Source organism: Acinetobacter sp. GFQ9D191M (assembly GCF_011174875.1).
GTDB lineage: Bacteria > Pseudomonadota > Gammaproteobacteria > Pseudomonadales > Moraxellaceae > Acinetobacter.
Genome location: NZ_JAALGV010000046.1, coordinates 36,671 through 55,143 on the forward strand (window position 1 = coordinate 36,671; position 18,473 = coordinate 55,143).

Here is an 18,473-nt window from a genome sequence, read left to right on the forward strand (position 1 = left end):
CTCCTTAAAATTGAGGCATAGTTTGTGAAAGCTTAACTTTCACTGACTGGCCGTATTTCGTTTTCACATCATCTTTTATCGGCTGAGATTTCGCTAAAAGTAATGCAGACAATAAACCTTCTTCACGCAAACTTTGCTTGTAAGTTTGAAGATCTAAATAAACAGAAACGCCGTTAATGATATTGGCTTCTTTAAGTAGACCGCGTGGATCTTGCATCGCCATCGCCATTTGCCATTTTTTAGCTTCAGGACCACCGTAGTAACGTGCGATTGTTTGGTCGATCAAATCGTTGGCAGACACCATTTTGCCGTCAATATCTTTGAATGATTTTGTATTTTGCGCGTCAATAACCGCCAAGCTATACGCTGGCATAGCAAGTAAAGCTGTTTTTTGGTTGGTTGCTTGCAAATAATCTCGACCAGCTGGAGTACGTGCCGTTGCATTAGACAATGATTTATCTGGTGTACCTAAAATGTTTTCACGCACGTAATGTCTTGCAAGAGCTTCTTTTGAGCCAGGTGCAACAGACTTAAACAGTAGGGAAGCATTGGTATCGCCACCCGGTAATTTAGACAACGTACATTGACCAGCTTGTGCTTCAGCAACCGTACAGAATTCAGCTTTATGCACGTTTAGGCGTTGATTAATCACTTCCTGTTGAGAGCCAACTAATTTACCGCCGACTTGAGAAGTTTGAGTCGCCATATCAGCTGCTTGATCAATCACTTGACCAGATGCACTCGACATATTTGTATTTTCAGCCAAAACCTCACAAGACTTAAAGCCTTGACCAGTATTGGCGCCATAAGCAAATTGTGCTTTTTTCATGGTATCTGACTGTAAAAGCGCTTGAATACCAGAGGCAATAGTTTGGGTGTTTTTAGTTGTCGCATCGGTAATTTGGTTAGCAGCTTGCGCCTTTTGCTTCACCGCAACTTTAAGCGCTGCAACGATGTTTTCAGTCGAATCATCTAACTTTCTACGGGTACTTTGAGATACTTGTTGAATATCATTTGCTTGGTTGCTTGCATGCTTAGGAATCTGAGAAGACATCTCGCTCATAATCGTACCCAAACCAACCGTAGCCCATTCAGCAAAAACAGGACTACTAATCACCAAAGTTGCACCTAAAATGACAGGTACAAACTTTGATTTTCCTTTAGGCTGTCTTAAAGTATTTTTACGCTTTCTCATAGTCATTACTCAAAGAATTTGGCTGAAGCATTGGAGTTTGGTGTAGTGCGTTGCATCACATTATTAGCCACCGAATAGTTAGCCAGTGATGAAAGAGTACTTCCAGCCATGTATTTATTTTGAAAATCAACGCAAGTTGATGAAGAGCATTCCATCAATCCGACTGGAACAACGTTGTTAGATGCAATTGACGAGTAGTTCAATGCAACAGTCGCTTGCTGTTCAGAAAGTCGAGAACGAGAAAAAACAAAAGCAGTATCAATGTCGCCATACTGCAGACCATTTGGAATCAAATTACAGACACCCATTTTTGCTTCTTCTACGCCACACGAGGTCGCCAAGTGAAACGCATATGGTGAGGTTGCTTCATCTGTTGAATTTGAGAAAAGTTTCCCTGAAACATCTTGCATGTATTTAGAAACGTTAAAGTCTTTTAAGTTTCTATTGAGATCGGTTTGTTCACGTTCTTCAAGAGCCGTACAAAAAGCTGAATCAGGGAGGGCAGCATTCGTACCAGAATTTAAAATCGCTTTTTTGATCTCAATATTTTTATCGACACTTTGAATACCAGCAACGATCATTTCTGAATCACGCGTTTGGTTATCAACAATTTGATTTGCACTGACCGCTGTTTGTTGAGTAGATACACGCACAGCAGAACGTACCATCAATTGCTGAGCTTGTATTGCAAGCTCAGAAAGGATAGTGCCAAGACTAAAAGCATTGGTAAAAAGTGGTACGGATAATAGACCAACCGTTAAAGTACCCACCGCAATTGCTTTAACAGGTGAAAACTGATTAACAGTAATTCTTCTTTTACGCAGATTATTTCTATTTTTCATACCACCCCCAACTTAAGAGAAAAAGTCTTTAATTGATTGGGTGACAGAAGTAGATTCTGAACTTGAAGTTTTTGCGTTAGACGGTGTGCTAGTACTGGCTTTTTGATCAGTTGAATAAGAAACTGGACTAGTCGAGCTACTACCATTGATTGTATAAGTATCTCCACCCTCAAAAGCACCGCTAGGCATAACTAGACCAGGATCAAGTTTACCAAGTTGACCATTCACAGCAGTACCAAGCGCACCCGATACATCAGTATATTGACCAGCTTTGTTGATTTCACCTATAACATCATTCAATGGGCCAACAAGTTCAGTACTTGCAGTTTTCATTGCGTCACACGCTTTTTTAGTCGCGTAATCGACAACCATTTGTTGCGCTGCATTGATGATTGTATCAAGTGATGGAATAGTCACAGAAAGGTCAATGATTTTACCGATGTCAGCAAAACAGCCACCTTGACTAGCTGGACTGAACATTTTGTTAATATCGATTGGACGACCCCAAACCGTCATTTGTAGATCTAAGTTGTCTTTAACGACTTTACCGATCCCATCAGTTGCACATGATTCAATATTGGTTTGAATGTTTTGAGCAGCTGCTTGTTCACCTTTTTTAACCGCCATGAAGTTGTTTTCAGCAGCAGTAGAGTTGAATGACGAATTAGAACTGGTAGACGAATAATATCCGCTATTTGAATTCGACAAAGGCGTATCACCACCAGAGCTACTTGCAATGGTCGATGATGTTGCGATGTTTAAGTTACCCATGTTTTGAGTATTACTGGTAACAGAAGCAACGGAACTTTGTTGAACTGCAATAGCACTTGAACACCCAATAACGGTAGCAACAAAAATGCTTAAAGCACTTTTAGTTTTAAAAGCTGGCTTAACATTTTGTAGATTAGGGTTAGTCCTTAAAGTCTTGCCCCGAACTTGTTGTAGCCTTTTAGCTTTCTTGTGATTGTTACGCATATCTAGCCCTTTAAAAGAGTTATGATTAATGTTTTTTAGAAGCAAGTTCGCAAAGCACTACAACATCTTTTACTACAGCTTCACTACTTAAATATAAGGTAGCTATAAGGTGTTTTAACTCATATATCCTTTTAGCGAACTTATATATAGAATCATAATACCATTCTTCACCATATTGTAGTATATACTTCTCATTGGTTAAACATAGTTTTATGAATTCTTTTAAAATAGGACGCTTAAAAATAATAGCTGTCGTAATATATATAAACTGAGTACTAACCAAACACATTAAAGTATTAATTAGCTCTACTTCCTCTTTTAAGCATTCCTGTAAAACCGATGGCTTTAGGGTTTTAGAAAAACCTTCCTCAGTCACAATATCTTTTAAAAAACCTGAATCCGAGTACTTATTTTTCAGAAAATTACTTAATTCATGCACGTTCTTTAAGTAAATATTGATCTGATCTTTAGACGCAGTTTTGAAATGTTCCTCTACACGTTTTGGATCGTTTAACGTGATGTCGAGCATTTCAGATTCATTATTTTTTTGATTTAAAAGCACAAAAGCGGTGAAGCTGGTAACTTTGCGTGTTTCGCCAAGATAGCCACTACTGCAAGCATTCAAAAAAACAAGGCAATGCTGTTCAGTAAGATACAAGCCGTATTCTTTTGGTGTACCTGGTTCAAAGAAATTGAGTGAACGCTTATCAAAATGAAAAGTGTTCTCTAAGGTCTGACAAAAGTAGTTAATAGAGTGTACAAAAGCTTCTGGTACAAAGGTTGTAGGCTCTTGAGACAATGCTATGTTTTGGCTTTCTATGCTCATTCCCACGATTTAGTCCTCTTTGAGAGGTAGGGCGTAATAGCCCATTTGACTTAAAACACGTAAAGGAATATCAAAGTTAAGACTTTGCGTTAGACCAGATTTAGGGTTAAAGGTTTTAGCTGAAGCTATAAACAAAGTTTGCTCATTAATAAACACTTGAATGCTATTCGTGACTTTTTGTTCATCAAGTATGACGCCACATACAATATCTAATTTCACATCAAACGTATAAGCATCCATTTGAACGTCTATTGATTCCCAATCGATCGTCATGAACAAGTTTTGGTTTTCAAATTCCAAATTACCTTCTTCAAGAGCTTTATGGATTAATCCCTTTTCTAATAATTCCAAGTAAAACGCATGTAAAGGCGTTGCATCTGCAAAACCATGAGGATTAAACGGCGTTCTTGTCGGTTCAGTGATTTTAGTTTGAATCATGTTTAACTCCATTAAAGGGTATTTAGATTCTATCTTAAAACACCCTAAATGTTTTTATTTAAAATTAATTAAAACCCATTGCTATAAGTTGAAGCGCTTTCTTTAGTTTTAACGTTTTCAAGATTGCTTTGCGTAATAGTATCTTTGTAATGCTGACTAAACGTATTTTTACCCGTTTCGTTTATGTTCTTAAGCTCATTTTTAATGACCTTAAGATAGTCTTGATATTTTGGTGACTGTTCTACATAAACTTCGGTCGCTGCAATTGAGAACATGTTCTTATCATTGGTTGCGATCGGAAATAGGGCAGTATAGGAAGCATCTTGCTTGAGCTGGTCTACAGTTGTTTGTTGCTCAATGATCTTCGCCTGATAGTCCAACAATGTTTTATTGATGTTTTCATGACTATGGATAACGAAATTCAACTGTCTGTCATTCGGACGTTCAAGGGTAAACGGCTGATCGATACCAGAAAGCTTATTACAGATCTCCATATTGTATCGGTAGGCTTCAAACGAGTCTGAAAAGTGATTAAAGTCTTTTCGGAGAGCATTATTGTTTTCTAAGTCTTGCTGAAAGTCTTGAAAGCATTGCAATACATATTCATCTTCATTTTTTTCAACGAATAATTGAGCGATGTTGGAGCACTGGTGCCGTTCGCAGAGATCCGCAAGCTTTTGAATGCTTTTAACCTCATTTTTCTTTTCTAAGATATTGCGTAAATGTAGCTGAGTTGCCCGATACTCTTGCATCAACATATTGTGATGCTCGACAAATAGCTCATAATCGCTTTTAAGGTACGGACTGGCACCTTCAATCTCACGCTCTACCTTTTCATGCTTAGAGTTGATTTGAACACGCTCACGCGTGGTATTCACTGTATTTTGACCAAAACCACCTAAGATTTTATCAAAAGTAATCATCGCATCGATGTCGCCAGTTACGTTTTTATAGAGATCCATGATTAACGCCCCAATGTTTGATCATTGTCATGATCGTTTCTACGTGCGACTTCTAAATCTATATGCTTATCAAGGTCACTCAAAAATTGAGATGTCGTATTTTTCTCAAGCTTTACTTGGTCTAAGTAGTTTTTAGTATTGAGATTCAAACCATCTTGGAGCGCTTCTAAGCGTAGGCCAGTTTTATCAAAATCAGCTTCAAGGATCTGATTCACTTCTTTGATTTTTTCCATGTCTTGCTGTTCTAGACGGTGTAACTTCACATCCTCATGAATCGCAGCGATATAGTGATCGGTTAAGATCTCTTGCTTTAAGTGCTGAAGCGCAATTTCCACGTTTCCTGTTTCGGCAATCACGGCGTTGAAGCTGTCAAAGATTTGACCTGTTTCAGCCGAGTTTCTAAATTCAACAATACGAGGCTCAACACTATTAAGGTTTACAAACTTGGCATCACCATACGCAGTAGGTAGTACTAGATGATCATCCATACATTCAAAAAGTTGCTTATATTCAGCATTCATAAGATTTGATGCTGCTTGAAGCTTTAAATCTTGTTGTAACGTGTCTAGGCGTTGGTTGAGATGTAGAAAGCTTTGAACATACATCTCGTTTTGAGAGTTTTCAGGCGCAACAACGGTTGAGGCCATACCTTTAACAACATTTTTCAGTTGCGTATTTTGAATCTGATCAGCAATTTGATTAAGCGCGTTAATGTGATCGGCTTTCACAAGGTTATTGTTTTTCAGTTGTTCAATAAATTGATTTTGTTCAATCACTTTTTCACTTTCCTTTTCGCTGAATAACGAATCTTTAATTTGTTGTTTCACCTGGTCCAAGTTAGAGAAGAGGTGAAGTACTTCTTGTTCATTGCTGTTATTGACTGCATTTAGCAATGTAACAAACACATCATGGCTGATTAGTTGTTGCTGATTATTTTCCGCATTCTGAAATTCAGCAATTTGACTACGGCTAATGACTTCAACACCAACATCATTGATATAGCTTGCGCCAATCGGGGAGAGTTGATTATCTGGAGCTTTTACGGCGTAGTACTCGCCTGATTTGCCATCATCTTTGGCGCATAGACCAATATATGTATTGCCATCTTGCGTAATGATTTTTGAACCGATGCTATTGAGTGCTGCAGAGGGTTGTAACGTACTCAAAGTTTGAATCAATTCTTTTTCGCGATTTTGATGAATTGCATTACTTACTGCCTGGTAAACTTCAGGATCTAAATAAGTCACCTGATTGGCAGATTCTTCATTGAGCGCCGTGACAGTATTCCACTCTAAAATATCTTTACGCGGTATCGTTGTAATACCGGCATTAATAATATCTTCCGTGGTAATTTGACGATCAAGGTTAGTAATGGCCACGGCGTTGTATTCGGGTGCAATTGATTTATGACCTTCCGAATCTGAAGTCAGTACCACGAATTGACCGTAATCCGTTTTCACCATGGCACCTACAACACTGAGCTTGCCTTCCAAAATCATTTTTGAAAGTTCAAGTTCACGTTCGGCAGATCTGGCATAAGTATTAGTCTGTTCTGCAGTATTGTTGATGGTATCGGCTTTGAGCTTGTCTAAATATTCACTTGAAAATTTACCAAGCGCATTTAACTCGTCTATCGGCTCGACAGACTCCAGCTCATACAGTGGAACGGTAGAGGATTCATTCACGATGTCTTTAAGATAAAGCACATCTTGTTCAGTGATATTTTCGAGATCTTCAATCACCGAAAGAGGCACAACGATCGCACGTTTATCCAGATTATCGGAAGCTATATCCAAAACAACCATATTGGTTTGGGTTGTTTCATCTTCATAAACCATACCGACAAACTGTTCAATTTCAGCATAAGAAACATTGTTGTGACGGTCTTTAAAGAATGCTTCTAAGTCAGAATCATGATCAACATAAATACTGTCATAAGGGTTCATTGGTTTACCGTCATTGTTTTGGTCTTGGCTTTGCGGTGCTGATTGAGTTGCCGACTGTTCTGCAGTATTGCCTTTAAACTTACCCAAAAGGTTTGAAAGTTTAGATTTGACTTTCTTTACTTGATCCGAAATTATTTGACCTGATTGATAGGCACGTTGAATAAACTGATCTTTGTATGAAGCTTTGGCTTCTTCAGTCATTTGTTCTGGATCTTGCCCTAATGGATATTCGGCACCAAGGAACATACGTGCTTGTTCTAAGTACTGAGAACAAATGGGTTCAAAAAAGCGACCTTCAAACTCATGGATCTTTTCAGACTTAATGCCTTCATGCAGTTCTTCAATTGAGAGAAACGTTACTTTGTCTTCAATCGCTTCTAAATAGAACGGCGTAATCGGGGTAGGTGCATCGCTACCTTCCACTTGAGGCGGTAAATCTGCTTCTTTAACTAGTTTGATAAATGGGGTAGAGGATTCAACACCTTCGACAGAATCCTTACCGACTACATCAATCACGATGTATTGTTCACCGTCAATGGCATAGACTTTACCGACATTTAGATCGAATTCTTCTAAGGTAACGCCGTCACGGTCTTTATTCAGTTGAGTGGTATATGGATCGTTTAAAAGAGGCAACATTTGCTCTTTAGAGATCGGTTTTAAAATATCGGCATTCTTACCAAGTTCAGTCAATTTTGATTTATCGGCTGTATTGGCAAGCTGTTCGGGTTGTTGTGCGTCTGGATGGTTACTTTTAACGGTAACATCAGGATTGATTGGTTTATCCCAAATGTTTTTCAGGTTATCAAGGCTTTTGTTCTTGTTGAACATGGCCATAATCGCTGCAATGATCAACTTGATTGTTTTCTTAACCAGTTCAATCATGACTGCAATCATTTTTGCACTGAGCGCAGCGAGTTCATCAGCGACCGTTCGTGGATGGCCGTGGCTATTTTCACGCGCTAAAGGAGGACGTTCGTTACCTTCCTCATTTCGCATATCCTTAAAGCTTTTAGAGGCAACGCTACTTGCAGCCAAACTTGCTTTGTCTTGTGGACCACCAGCAATGTTTAATGTGCTCTTTGGTGTACCTTTTGGTGCATTCGGATCAGCTGATTCAACATCTTCCTTTACTGTCTCTTTAGTCTTCTGATTTTCTTTATGTTCTTTCAAAAGTAGAGCAGCTTGTAACTGGTCGCTATGTTCACGGGTTTCTAATAACTGAATTACTTCCTTGGTTAACGTGTCCGTATTGAATTCAAGATAGTGAATCTCAAGTTGTTCAAGTCGAGCAGCTGTATGGTCGCTATTCACACGCCATTGATCCATGACGATAGATTTTGGCACTAAGCCAAGTTCTTCAGCTTCAATCCCACGAATTAAGCAAAAGTCACGCACTTGGCGCATCAATGCGTTAATTTGGTTTTTATCGGTTAATTCACCTGAAAAATAGGTATTCGGTGCACCCGTAACTTCGTTGTAGATCTGCTGTTTTGCTTCACGCACGACTTGGTTTTGGTTAATCAGGCCTTCAATCGCGAATTGACGATTACTCAGGAAGTTGAGGGCATTTTCTTTAGTTGCACCCTTCAGGCTTAAACCATAGTAGGGCTGAGTGATAAAAGATTTTGTCTCAAAGTTAAAGAGGGTTTTTTCAGCCACTTGAACGGCTTCAAATGGATTCTCTTCTTTGGAAAGGAGGAAATCAGGATCATTGTCTGATAGGTATAATTTAGAGTCTGCAGTTGTATAAACACGGTCTTCAACTGGCAATGAACTGTTATTTTCAGCAATATTGCCTAATCCTTGGTCCAGTGCGTTTTTAGTCTGGATTTTATTCAGAGCCGCAATAAACTTAAGATCATCATCATTCTGCAGATCAAGCCCGATGTCTGCAAAGAATTCTAATTGACTGGCTGGCTCTCTTTGCTCAAGTGCATCAAATACTTTACCAATCAGAACAGGATCAAGTTCAGCTAAATCATTGACAGTGACAGCGGAAAGATCAAACGTGTTTTCAGGAATGATGGACCGTTCATTCTCGTAATTCGGGTAACTACTACGCTCATAATCACCTTCGTCAAAAAACATCGGTTCATCATCGTTCAACCGAGTATCTTCAAGAGGGGGAGCGTAATCATAATCTGGGTGCCCAGGAGGTACAGAGTTACCGCCCATAGGCTGATCATATTGTTCATACTGATCATACTGATCATACTGATTATTTTGATACCCATCATCTTGCATGACTGGCGGTTCTTCCATTAATGGAGGTTCAGATAGGGGATCATTGGGATATGGTTCAGACTGGTATTGTTGCGATTGATCTTGTGCAACATTGTTTTGTTGTGGCGTAGGCTGGATGGATTGAAATTCCACGCCGTCCAAACTTAAATCATCCCACTGTTCCAGGCCCTCATTGAAAGTTAATGATTGGCCGTCTTGCAGTTGATCAAGTGTTTGCTCGTCAAAATTATCTTGTTTAGGGCTTTGGTCCATATTTGATCCTTATGACAGGTGGCCTTCCTGGTTTTAAGAGTCCTTTTTAGAATCTGTATCAACATTCCAAATAAAGTCTTCTTTAAAGTCAGAATTAAAACCAGTTGTGATGTCTAATTCACTGTCAAAATCCACTAAATCTGAGTTATTAGAAGATTCCTCTAAGGGATTAGAGTTGCACATAAAATACCTGTATTTGTTTTTTAAAACGTCAATGTGATCGTCACGGATATGATACATGGTATATACGAACTAGACCACACGTAATTGTTATTCACGTATGGTCTGGTATATACCTTTTAAGGGAGGGTTTTAGAAAGATAATTGCTGGATTTCTTGATCGTTATCTAAGGTTTTACCCTTAGGTAACTCAGCCTTATAAGCTGGCTCTTCTGGAGGATTAAGCATACGGTTAATTTCATTTAAAAAGTAATCATTACCATCAGGAAGCTTAGATTTTAAATCCAAAAAGGCAGCTTCAATTTTGGTTGTACTGTCCAGCTCGTCAACAAAGCGTTCAACATCCTTGAGATCAAGCGCAAATCTAAACTCATTACGGCCTGGCTCAGTAAAGTGGATGTTCAACGATTCATCTGTTTTACCGCCTTTAGGATCATGGAATACGTTGGTATTCGACATAAAGCGATTGAACTGTTTTGCAACAGATTTCACCGTCACATTAAAGCAGTCTGACCCGTTGTAGTAGAACTCAATACTTGCTTTCTTGTACGGGAAATTAACCTTAGTACCCACATAGTTATTGCGGTTGAAATCAATGTTTACAGGCAATTGATTAAAGAAGTTCGCAATCTCTTTAACTTGCTTAAACGTCACTTGGTTTTCAAGAGAGCTTTCAAACAAGTCAGTTGGTGTATTTGATGGCAATAATAACGCACGGTTACGCATACCATCAGCATCGGTAAATATAACGGTTGAATGTCGTAGATCTAGTGAGCTGACAATCTTATGTGCCTTGAACATATTGCCCGTTAAGGTAATCGCTTGTCGTGTGACATCACCAGACGGCGCTTTCTCAAAATAGGTACGCGTATAACGGGAATAATTGTTTTGTTCAGTAAATAAGTTCACCAAGGGTTGACGATCCTCAACATGACGTCTATTCACATCAGCATAAGAATAAAATTCAGGATTGAAGCGTTTTAGGATAATACGTCCTTTTTCACTCACTGGAGCTACCCAATCCAAGTCTTGCTTGGCATTTTGCATGGTGTAATTGATCAGTGGAACTTTAAACGACTTCTTATCACCAGGGTAAACCAAATCAAGCTTAACCGCATTCGGTGTGATTGCACCTACACGTAACGGCGGTAGGTCTAGACGTAGCAAAGCACCTGTTTTGTGATCTGGCGTCACTTCATCATCAAAAAGACTAGGTTTTGAGATAAGGAACAATAACCCATGCGCTGAATGACCTTCTTTTTCGTTCCTTTCCATAGAACGAGCCAAGAATTTTAGATCCTGAACAATTCGATACATGCGATCAAAGTTAGAGGTCAAAATAGGATCATTGGCAAGATAAACCGCTTCAGCTACTTTTTCAAAAGCATCTGCAGAGTGATCATCAGGTTTACGAAATTGAATATCATCAATGTGTTTTACATTGGCTTCAACAACACCGAAATGATCAAATACTTCGTGTCGATAATCACGAATCACTTCACCACGCATTTGCCCATTTTTGAAAAATAACTTTTGCTTAGCAAAGCCTTCATATTTTTGGTACATCAATGCCTCAAAGTTATAGGCATAGTGTAGTAGTCCGTGTACCGTTTCATTGATGTTTTCATTGATACGTTTAAATTGACGCACCAGATAATCATCACTTTCTTTGAACATGAGTTTTAGATTGTCAGCACGTAATGGCTCAACATGTTCAATGTATTGCAGACCTTCAAAACGCACAGGTAGATCAAAGGTATTGATCTTGGCTGCTTCTGTTTCTGAAGTCACGGTAAAGAAGTTGTCCTTCACTTCAAACTCACGGACTTTTTTAGCTTTCCAGTCTAAAAAGTTGGTCTTGAGAGGGTTACGACCCAACAAGTCTAATTCACGGATCTTATCGTTATAGTCAACAACCAAGTCTTGATAAACCTGTTCTTGCTGACTAATCGGCATCAAAATCAGTTTAGATAGCAACTGGTTCACATGATAGTTTTGCGCCGTGCGATATGATGGTCCTTTTTCATCATCCGAAATATCAATATCAAGTGTGTTCGCCAAGTTTACGTTATTTTTTAAATAGTCCAACGCTACCCGGTTACCAATGTAGTTGAGCATGTCAGGATAATCGTTTTCGTTAAACTTGGTTTCTGAGTTGGCAGAGACGTTCGCTGATAGGGTAGACAGTTTACGCATCATCATTAAGTGCATACGTGTTTCTGCTGGAATACCCGAATCTACTGTCGTCATAATCGGATGTGATTCTTCACCACGGCGACCCACACGACCGATCATCTGAATCGTATCGGTAGAGTTCTCAGGTTTTTGCAAGAAAAACAACTCACGTTGGCGCAAGTGATCCGATGGAATTGTAGGATCAGGGTTTTTGGCTGCATGTAGAGAAATACCCGTACAACCAGAGCGAGTCACAATAACAACATCGATTTCACCAGATTGGAATTTTGATTGAACCAAAATCTTACCTTGTGTCGTATTGTTCTCTTGTTTATTAACCTTCCATTTGCCGTCTCTTGTTTCCGTTAAGTGGATCTGACGGCCAGAGATTTCATCAATCTTGAAGCCAGCTTTTGTCACCTTGTTACGTAGTACGTCCAAAGGCATCAAAGGTAGGTCAGGGAACTTTTGAATCTTTTCTTTGATACGATCCAAAATGATTTTATACAGACTTACCACTGGATCGCCGTTTTCATTAAATGTCACTTCCGTACTGAGCTTCTTAACGAACGAGTTACCGTAGTTATCTTCAGCTTTCACCACATCGATGCGATCTAACATCACTTCAAGCAAGTCACGGAATTGTGGGAGTTCATCTAAAACAGAAATTTGACTTTGCAGATAGCTACCGCGCTTATATTCAAGCTTAGTCAATTCCTTTTGAATATTTTTCGCTGCTTTTTCATCGCCAGCGTCACGGTTTTCTTTGATCATGAGTTTTTGAAGCTCATTTTCAAGAAATTCAATTTCTGACGATACCGACTTGAAGTTATTAAACGCTTTTTCTTTTTCAGGCGAATCAGCGGTAACGTCTTGCGCCGTATCTGCTTTTAAAATCGCTTCCATGCGACTTTGCATCAAAATGTTGAATAGACTCTCACCCGTATTTTCCAAACCAATCACGGGCTTTCTACCCTCATGTAATGCCTGAATCACAGCATCACTTGTAGAGTCAGTTTTCAATGCCAATAGGAATTGCTTTTGGATCTGGTACATTCGAGATCCAAAGTTCATCACACTCAAACTTAAACGGTTTTTCGGATCGTCTGAATCCTGATGAAAGTCTAAATTGGCAACAGCATCATCATCATTGGCAATGTTTTCTAGCGCATCGAGGCGAATATCTTTAGAAAATTTCACCATGTCCGTCAAGATGTCAGAAAGAACATCTGAGTAATTGTGAAATTTCTTAATTTCCTCTTCAGTTGGCACAAAGGTTTGAATGGTAATGTGCGAGAGATCTTGCTCTCTACGAATCATGGCAGAGCTGTCTACCAAACCTTCAGAAATAAACTCCAAAATTGGACCATCTGCATTATCGATAACCTTTTGTAAGTCATTACGAGATACGGATCGAGGGAACAATTTATGGAAGAATTCAAGATTTTCAGGTTTCTTAATTGCCGATGCAGACTGGAAATTAATTAGATTGGTCTGATCAATAACATCTAAGAAAAATTGACTTGTAGCTGATTTCAAGGATGCTGCACGGTGCGTTTCATCCATCACCAAAACAGTGTCTTGATTAATAAAACGAGTCAATAACGCACGTTTCCGGTTTGGTCGGTTAAATTGGCTATACGTTGCCAATACCAAGTCATGTTGCGCTGGAATATCTTCAATTTCCTTAGGTAGATCTTGGCCAGTGAATAAAACCTCTTCAGTACCAAAGCGGTTAATCACAGCATCCGAGTTAAAGATAAACGGATCTTTAAAGAACTTGTCACTGTCTGTAGCAACAATATCACGCCAAATGTCGTTCAAGAGTTGCGTTGTATCTGTAAGGAAAACAGGGGGCTTTCCTCTTAACGCACTATATCGTAAACACGCAGCTGCAATACGACCTTTACCTAAACCCGTCTGGTCGCCAATAAGCACAGGTAAGTTTTGGTCAAAACGTAAAATGATATGGGCAACCGCATCGACCTGTTCACATGCAAAAGCGGACTTTAGTGCATCAAAATTGTCATATTGCAATTTCTTAGCGACATAGGCATCAACAAGAGTAGGGTAGTTACCATTATCGACTTCAGCTTGGAAATTGATACCCCCAAAACCTAATACATTTTGGATGTGTGTAGTCAATTGAGCATTTGCCTGATTAATCGCTTTAATCTGGTTTTTAGCCACTAAAGCAATTGGCTCAGATGCCATAGACATCGGTATATACTTAACTTGGTATATATTTTCCGGAGTTGGTTCTGTTGTGTTTTCAGCATTAGGAACAGGAACAATCGGCTGTAAATTTGATTGGTCAGATTCAACAGTCGGTTCTTCTTTTTGCTCAGTACCGATCGCTAATTCAGAATTTAACTTAGCAATCTCTTCAGCAGTTAAACCCGGTTCCTGTTTTACTTGCTCTACCGCTGGTTCTTCAGCTGGTGTTTGTTCAGGTGTTTCACCCTCATTGGTCGCCGTGGTATCACCTACTTGAAGATTAACGTCATCGTCAAGGTCTTCATCCAGATTTTGGTTCTCGTGCGGATTCTTTACCTCAGGCACGAAATCATTGTCATTTTCATTTTCAAACGTTGGTGTAGCTTCAGTTGGTGTAGGTACATCATCATCTGAACTGGTTGTTTGCGTACTAACTTCAACGGTTCCGAAGTCAAAAGAAACTTTATTCGGTTTTGATTTAGGTTTACGACCAAACATCGGTTTTGGTTTGACAGCTTCCTCTTGCTTAATCTCTTCTTCTTTAGCGACCACGACTTCATCAAACATAGTGACTGCAGACGTAGGCGTTACACTTGATGCAATATCTTCAAGTGGCGAAACAGGCTGTTCATCACCTAGACTGGCAAACAAATCGTCATTTTCTTTTTCAACAGGCTTAACCTCAACAACAGGTTCAACCACTGGTGCTTGTTGTGCTTGTTGCTCAACTGGAGTCGGAGTAGTTGGCTTGAAGTATAGATCCTTATTCGGATTCAAACGATTATAGATTACGTTATTAGCCCATCCCCAAAGTTCGTCATAGTCCGTAATGACTTTCAACTTATCTGGTACCACAGAAGATTGGTAAGTTTGTAGTAACGCTTGTTCGTTTTTACGATTGCCTACCACTAACATACGAACATTTTGATTAGCGCCGTTTCGTGCATATGCATTGCCGTGGATTTCTACAACCGCCTCAACTTCATAATGCTTATAGAGATAATTAAGTAAATTCTTTGATTTACGCTCAACCGTACCATCTGAAATCTGTTTATCTGAGCCAATAATGAAAACTGAACGCCCTTGATCGTTTCGTGCGTTTAGTGATTTAACCAGAATGGCATGGTCCAATTTATCCGTACTGAACCAGACGTTTTCTGATGGATCTACCAATAATGGGTTTGGATCTACGCCGTTACGCTGTTGAACCAAAATTGGTGCAACACGTTCTAGTTTATCCATAGCACCAAAAGGAGGGTTGGCAATCACATAGTCAACTTTTTGCTTAAACGTTTGCTCAAAATCAATTTGTGTAGCATCTGCAGTAACAACCGTGCATTCATAATTTTGAGTCAGTGCTTTTGTACGTTCAGCACGTTTGGGATCTAACTCAACCGCATAGACAGAAGCATTACGCTCTTGGGTTAATAAACCGATTAAAGATCCATTACCCACAGTTGGCTCGAGCACGGAAAAGTTTTGTTTTGTTCGGTTATCACCCTCAATCAATAAGCGCTGAGCCACAAGTGACATCGGGATTGGAGTCGAATATTGCTGTAACATACGAATCGTATTGTTTCGCATGGTCTTAGTCGGCATGCGATTGTATAACGCTAAACTCGTTTTAAATGAGCTCTCAGTAAAATCAAGCTCACCTAACTTTTCGACCATCACTGTTTCAAGCGCTTCTTCTGCAGTATGGATCTGTTTATCTGTTACCTTGGATACATCAACGTCAGCATTTTTGGCTTGCGTGATTAGAGCTAAAAACTTTAAAAAGTCCTGGTGATTATGGCTCTTTGTTTCATGTTCTAATTGATAGATATAGCCTCTTAAGCATTCTTTTAAATCTTTTTGCTTGGTCGCACGTAAGTACAGACTAGACGGCTGATCATTAGGACCTTCAGGTATTTGCGTACCTTGGGCATTCACGTAAAAACGGTTATGAGCTGAAGCATAGATTTTGTTGCCATCAGAGTTATAACCGAGTGGAGTTGCACTATTCAACGCAACGTTCAATCGTTGTGGCACCAATGTTTTTGCTTGGGCATTGAATAAATCATGCAATTCTTGGCGAGTCGCAAGCACACTACGGATAAATTCTTTTGGAATACCCAAAACTTCATGAAACAGTCTTGGTTTGATCGTTTCATTCAAATTGTATTGATACAAGTGACCGTCAAAGTGAGGATAAGCCTCAAACTTCATCGGTGTAAAACCAATGTTATTCAAATTTTCTTTAGATAGTTTTTTTTGAACGTCCAATAAGAGTAATTGGCTATCCGTCTGGCCAACACGCCGTACATCGAGATATACACCAGCTTGTGATAAGTCGATCCATTTAATTTTTTCGTTTAAATCATGAGTAGTCATAGCGAACCTGAAGAAGAATTATTAAATTTGATTAAAAAGTCATGTCGTTATAGACATCAGAAGTCGCAGCCTTTTCTTGGCTTTTCTTAACATCCATTTCTGGCTGTCTGACTTTCATCATTAACTCTTGTGGATCAGGTAAAAGATCGTGGTTGAAGTTCTTAGATAACGGACTATCGATTGAAGCTTTATGTTGCTGTACATGCTCTACCGTAATTTCTGAAAAGTTCAACGCATTCATACGGGTTTGAGTAAGTTCAACAGGCTCGATAAACGAGACAAAACAATTATTCGAGTTCCGTTGGTGTGGTTGAATAACAATAAACGCTTCAGCAAATTGCTGTTTTGCATGCGTCAATTTATTCATGGTCTGACGATCAACTTGACTTAAAAATTGAGGATTTAAGTCGTGCGGTTTTGGATTGCCGTAGTCATCGGTAAATTGATTCACTAGGGGAGGTGCACCAACACCACGAACACCCTCACCAGTACGTAAATCTATTTCTGGATCTACCTTGCGAAAACCAGCGTGAGGCGTTTTATTGTTGAAAAATTTCTTTAAGAACGTGTCTTTGTAAAGCGCACCTAGTTGTAGTTGTTGGCCATGATAAACCTCAGGCAGTAATTTTTGACTCACCAAGCCAGCGTAAAGACGTTTTAAATTTTGATTTTTTTCTTTGTCTACATCTTCATTGTAGAACACTTTAATTTGTCGATCGCCAAGTAATGCAAACAGGGCAATACGGGCCTGGTCCATAACATAAACGTTCTGAGCCTGTTTATCGAACTGGTCTTTTTCATGCTGGTTGGATGGTACAAAATTTGGATCAAAAGTTGCGGTGTGAAAGTCATTGCCGTTCAAAATATCTTTGATACTTTCAATCGGATCTTTAGCAACCCGATAAGACTTTTTAGTTTTATCAATACCGCCACGTTGCATCAACGGATCTGGCTTAGCGAATTGCTTAACACTTTCACGATCAGCACTGTCATAGGTTGGAATCAATGGGATTGTAGTTAATACAGAACCAGACTCATAGCGCACAACAATTTTTGAAAATGGAATGCGCTCAGGTTGGTTGTCAGTACTATTCGATAAAGATTTAACAAGAAGCTGTAAATTATTTTTAATAATAGCGTTATGAAGTGCTGGAGAATTAATTTTTACATTGGGCACTTGCATATGTGCTGCATCTTCAATGATTTGAGCTTTAACAAAGAAATCGCCGTTTTTTTGTTGATGCACATTGATAGAAGTGACTGCTTTGATTAATTGTGAATTCGGGTTGTTACTCATTACGTTGCACCACTGAGCAACATAAGTTTTATAACCGTCAAGAGATTCGTAGGGTGAGTCAACACATTTGTCAAAACAGATAATTCGACCACGGTTAGCACCGCGATTATGTGTGTCTAATGAAGTACGTTGGTTACGTCCAGAATCAAATTTTGCGTGGACTTCATCTACTGAAACATTCTCAGTATGATGCTTGTTGAGTTTATTAATGATCTTCGTGAATTCTTCAGATGAACTCATTCGTATGCGAACTGGTTCATTGGTAGACATATCAAAGCCGTATGCATACAGCTCGTCTTGTTCATCATGTTTGTAAAATTGATCTACAGTCATGACGATACGTTTAATCGTATTATCACTTTTACTCATTTCTTAAATTCCACGCTTTATATTTTTGATTGCTGGTCATTGACTCAAGCTATTTATAAAATACTACAAAACCTCATTGGTATATACTAAGGAGGCAAATAAAAAATTAAAAAATATATTAAAAAGTTTAAGAGTAAATTTTTAAAAAGAAATTTTTTGTTTATTATCTTTCTAATTAA

Annotated in this window: 9 protein-coding genes; all 9 read right to left on the reverse strand. The window is 39.0% G+C overall.

Translation table 11 applies throughout. From position 1 onward, the window contains the following. Positions 1 to 4: 4 nt before the first annotated feature. Positions 5 to 1,195 carry a hypothetical protein gene (locus tag G5T77_RS08240; RefSeq protein ID WP_005028684.1) on the reverse strand — a complete coding sequence of 397 codons (1,191 nt, stop codon included), beginning with the start codon at positions 1,193 to 1,195 and terminating at the stop codon, positions 5 to 7. A gap of 5 nt (positions 1,196 to 1,200) precedes the next feature. After that, the gene (locus G5T77_RS08245) at positions 1,201 to 2,037 is read right to left on the reverse strand and encodes a hypothetical protein (RefSeq protein WP_005028686.1); all 837 of its coding nucleotides are present in this window, start codon (positions 2,035 to 2,037) and stop codon (positions 1,201 to 1,203) included. A gap of 12 nt (positions 2,038 to 2,049) precedes the next feature. Continuing rightward, a complete protein-coding gene (locus G5T77_RS08250; RefSeq protein WP_240904284.1) occupies positions 2,050 to 2,808 on the reverse strand; it encodes a hypothetical protein in 759 nt (252 codons plus the stop codon). A gap of 229 nt (positions 2,809 to 3,037) precedes the next feature. Then, positions 3,038 to 3,838, reverse strand: coding sequence for a hypothetical protein (locus G5T77_RS08255; RefSeq protein WP_024160804.1), 801 nt, complete (start codon positions 3,836 to 3,838; stop codon positions 3,038 to 3,040). A 9-nt stretch (positions 3,839 to 3,847) separates the two neighbouring features. Beyond that, positions 3,848 to 4,276: a hypothetical protein gene (locus G5T77_RS08260; protein WP_005028693.1), complete on the reverse strand. Its 429-nt coding sequence runs from the start codon at positions 4,274 to 4,276 to the stop codon at positions 3,848 to 3,850. A gap of 68 nt (positions 4,277 to 4,344) precedes the next feature. Continuing rightward, positions 4,345 to 5,238, reverse strand: a complete 894-nt coding sequence (locus tag G5T77_RS08265) for a hypothetical protein (protein ID WP_005028694.1) — start codon at positions 5,236 to 5,238, stop codon at positions 4,345 to 4,347. A 2-nt stretch (positions 5,239 to 5,240) separates the two neighbouring features. Continuing rightward, positions 5,241 to 9,683 (reverse strand): hypothetical protein, encoded by a 4,443-nt coding sequence (locus tag G5T77_RS08270; protein WP_005028696.1) that lies wholly within the window; start codon positions 9,681 to 9,683, stop codon positions 5,241 to 5,243. Positions 9,684 to 9,995: 312 nt separating this feature from the next. Next, on the reverse strand, positions 9,996 to 16,628 hold the full coding sequence (locus G5T77_RS08275; RefSeq protein ID WP_166139319.1) for a strawberry notch C-terminal domain-containing protein: 6,633 nt from the start codon (positions 16,626 to 16,628) through the stop codon (positions 9,996 to 9,998). Positions 16,629 to 16,659: 31 nt separating this feature from the next. Then, a complete protein-coding gene (locus G5T77_RS08280) occupies positions 16,660 to 18,294 on the reverse strand; it encodes a hypothetical protein (RefSeq protein ID WP_005005782.1) in 1,635 nt (544 codons plus the stop codon). Between the last annotated feature and the right edge of the window lie 179 nt (positions 18,295 to 18,473).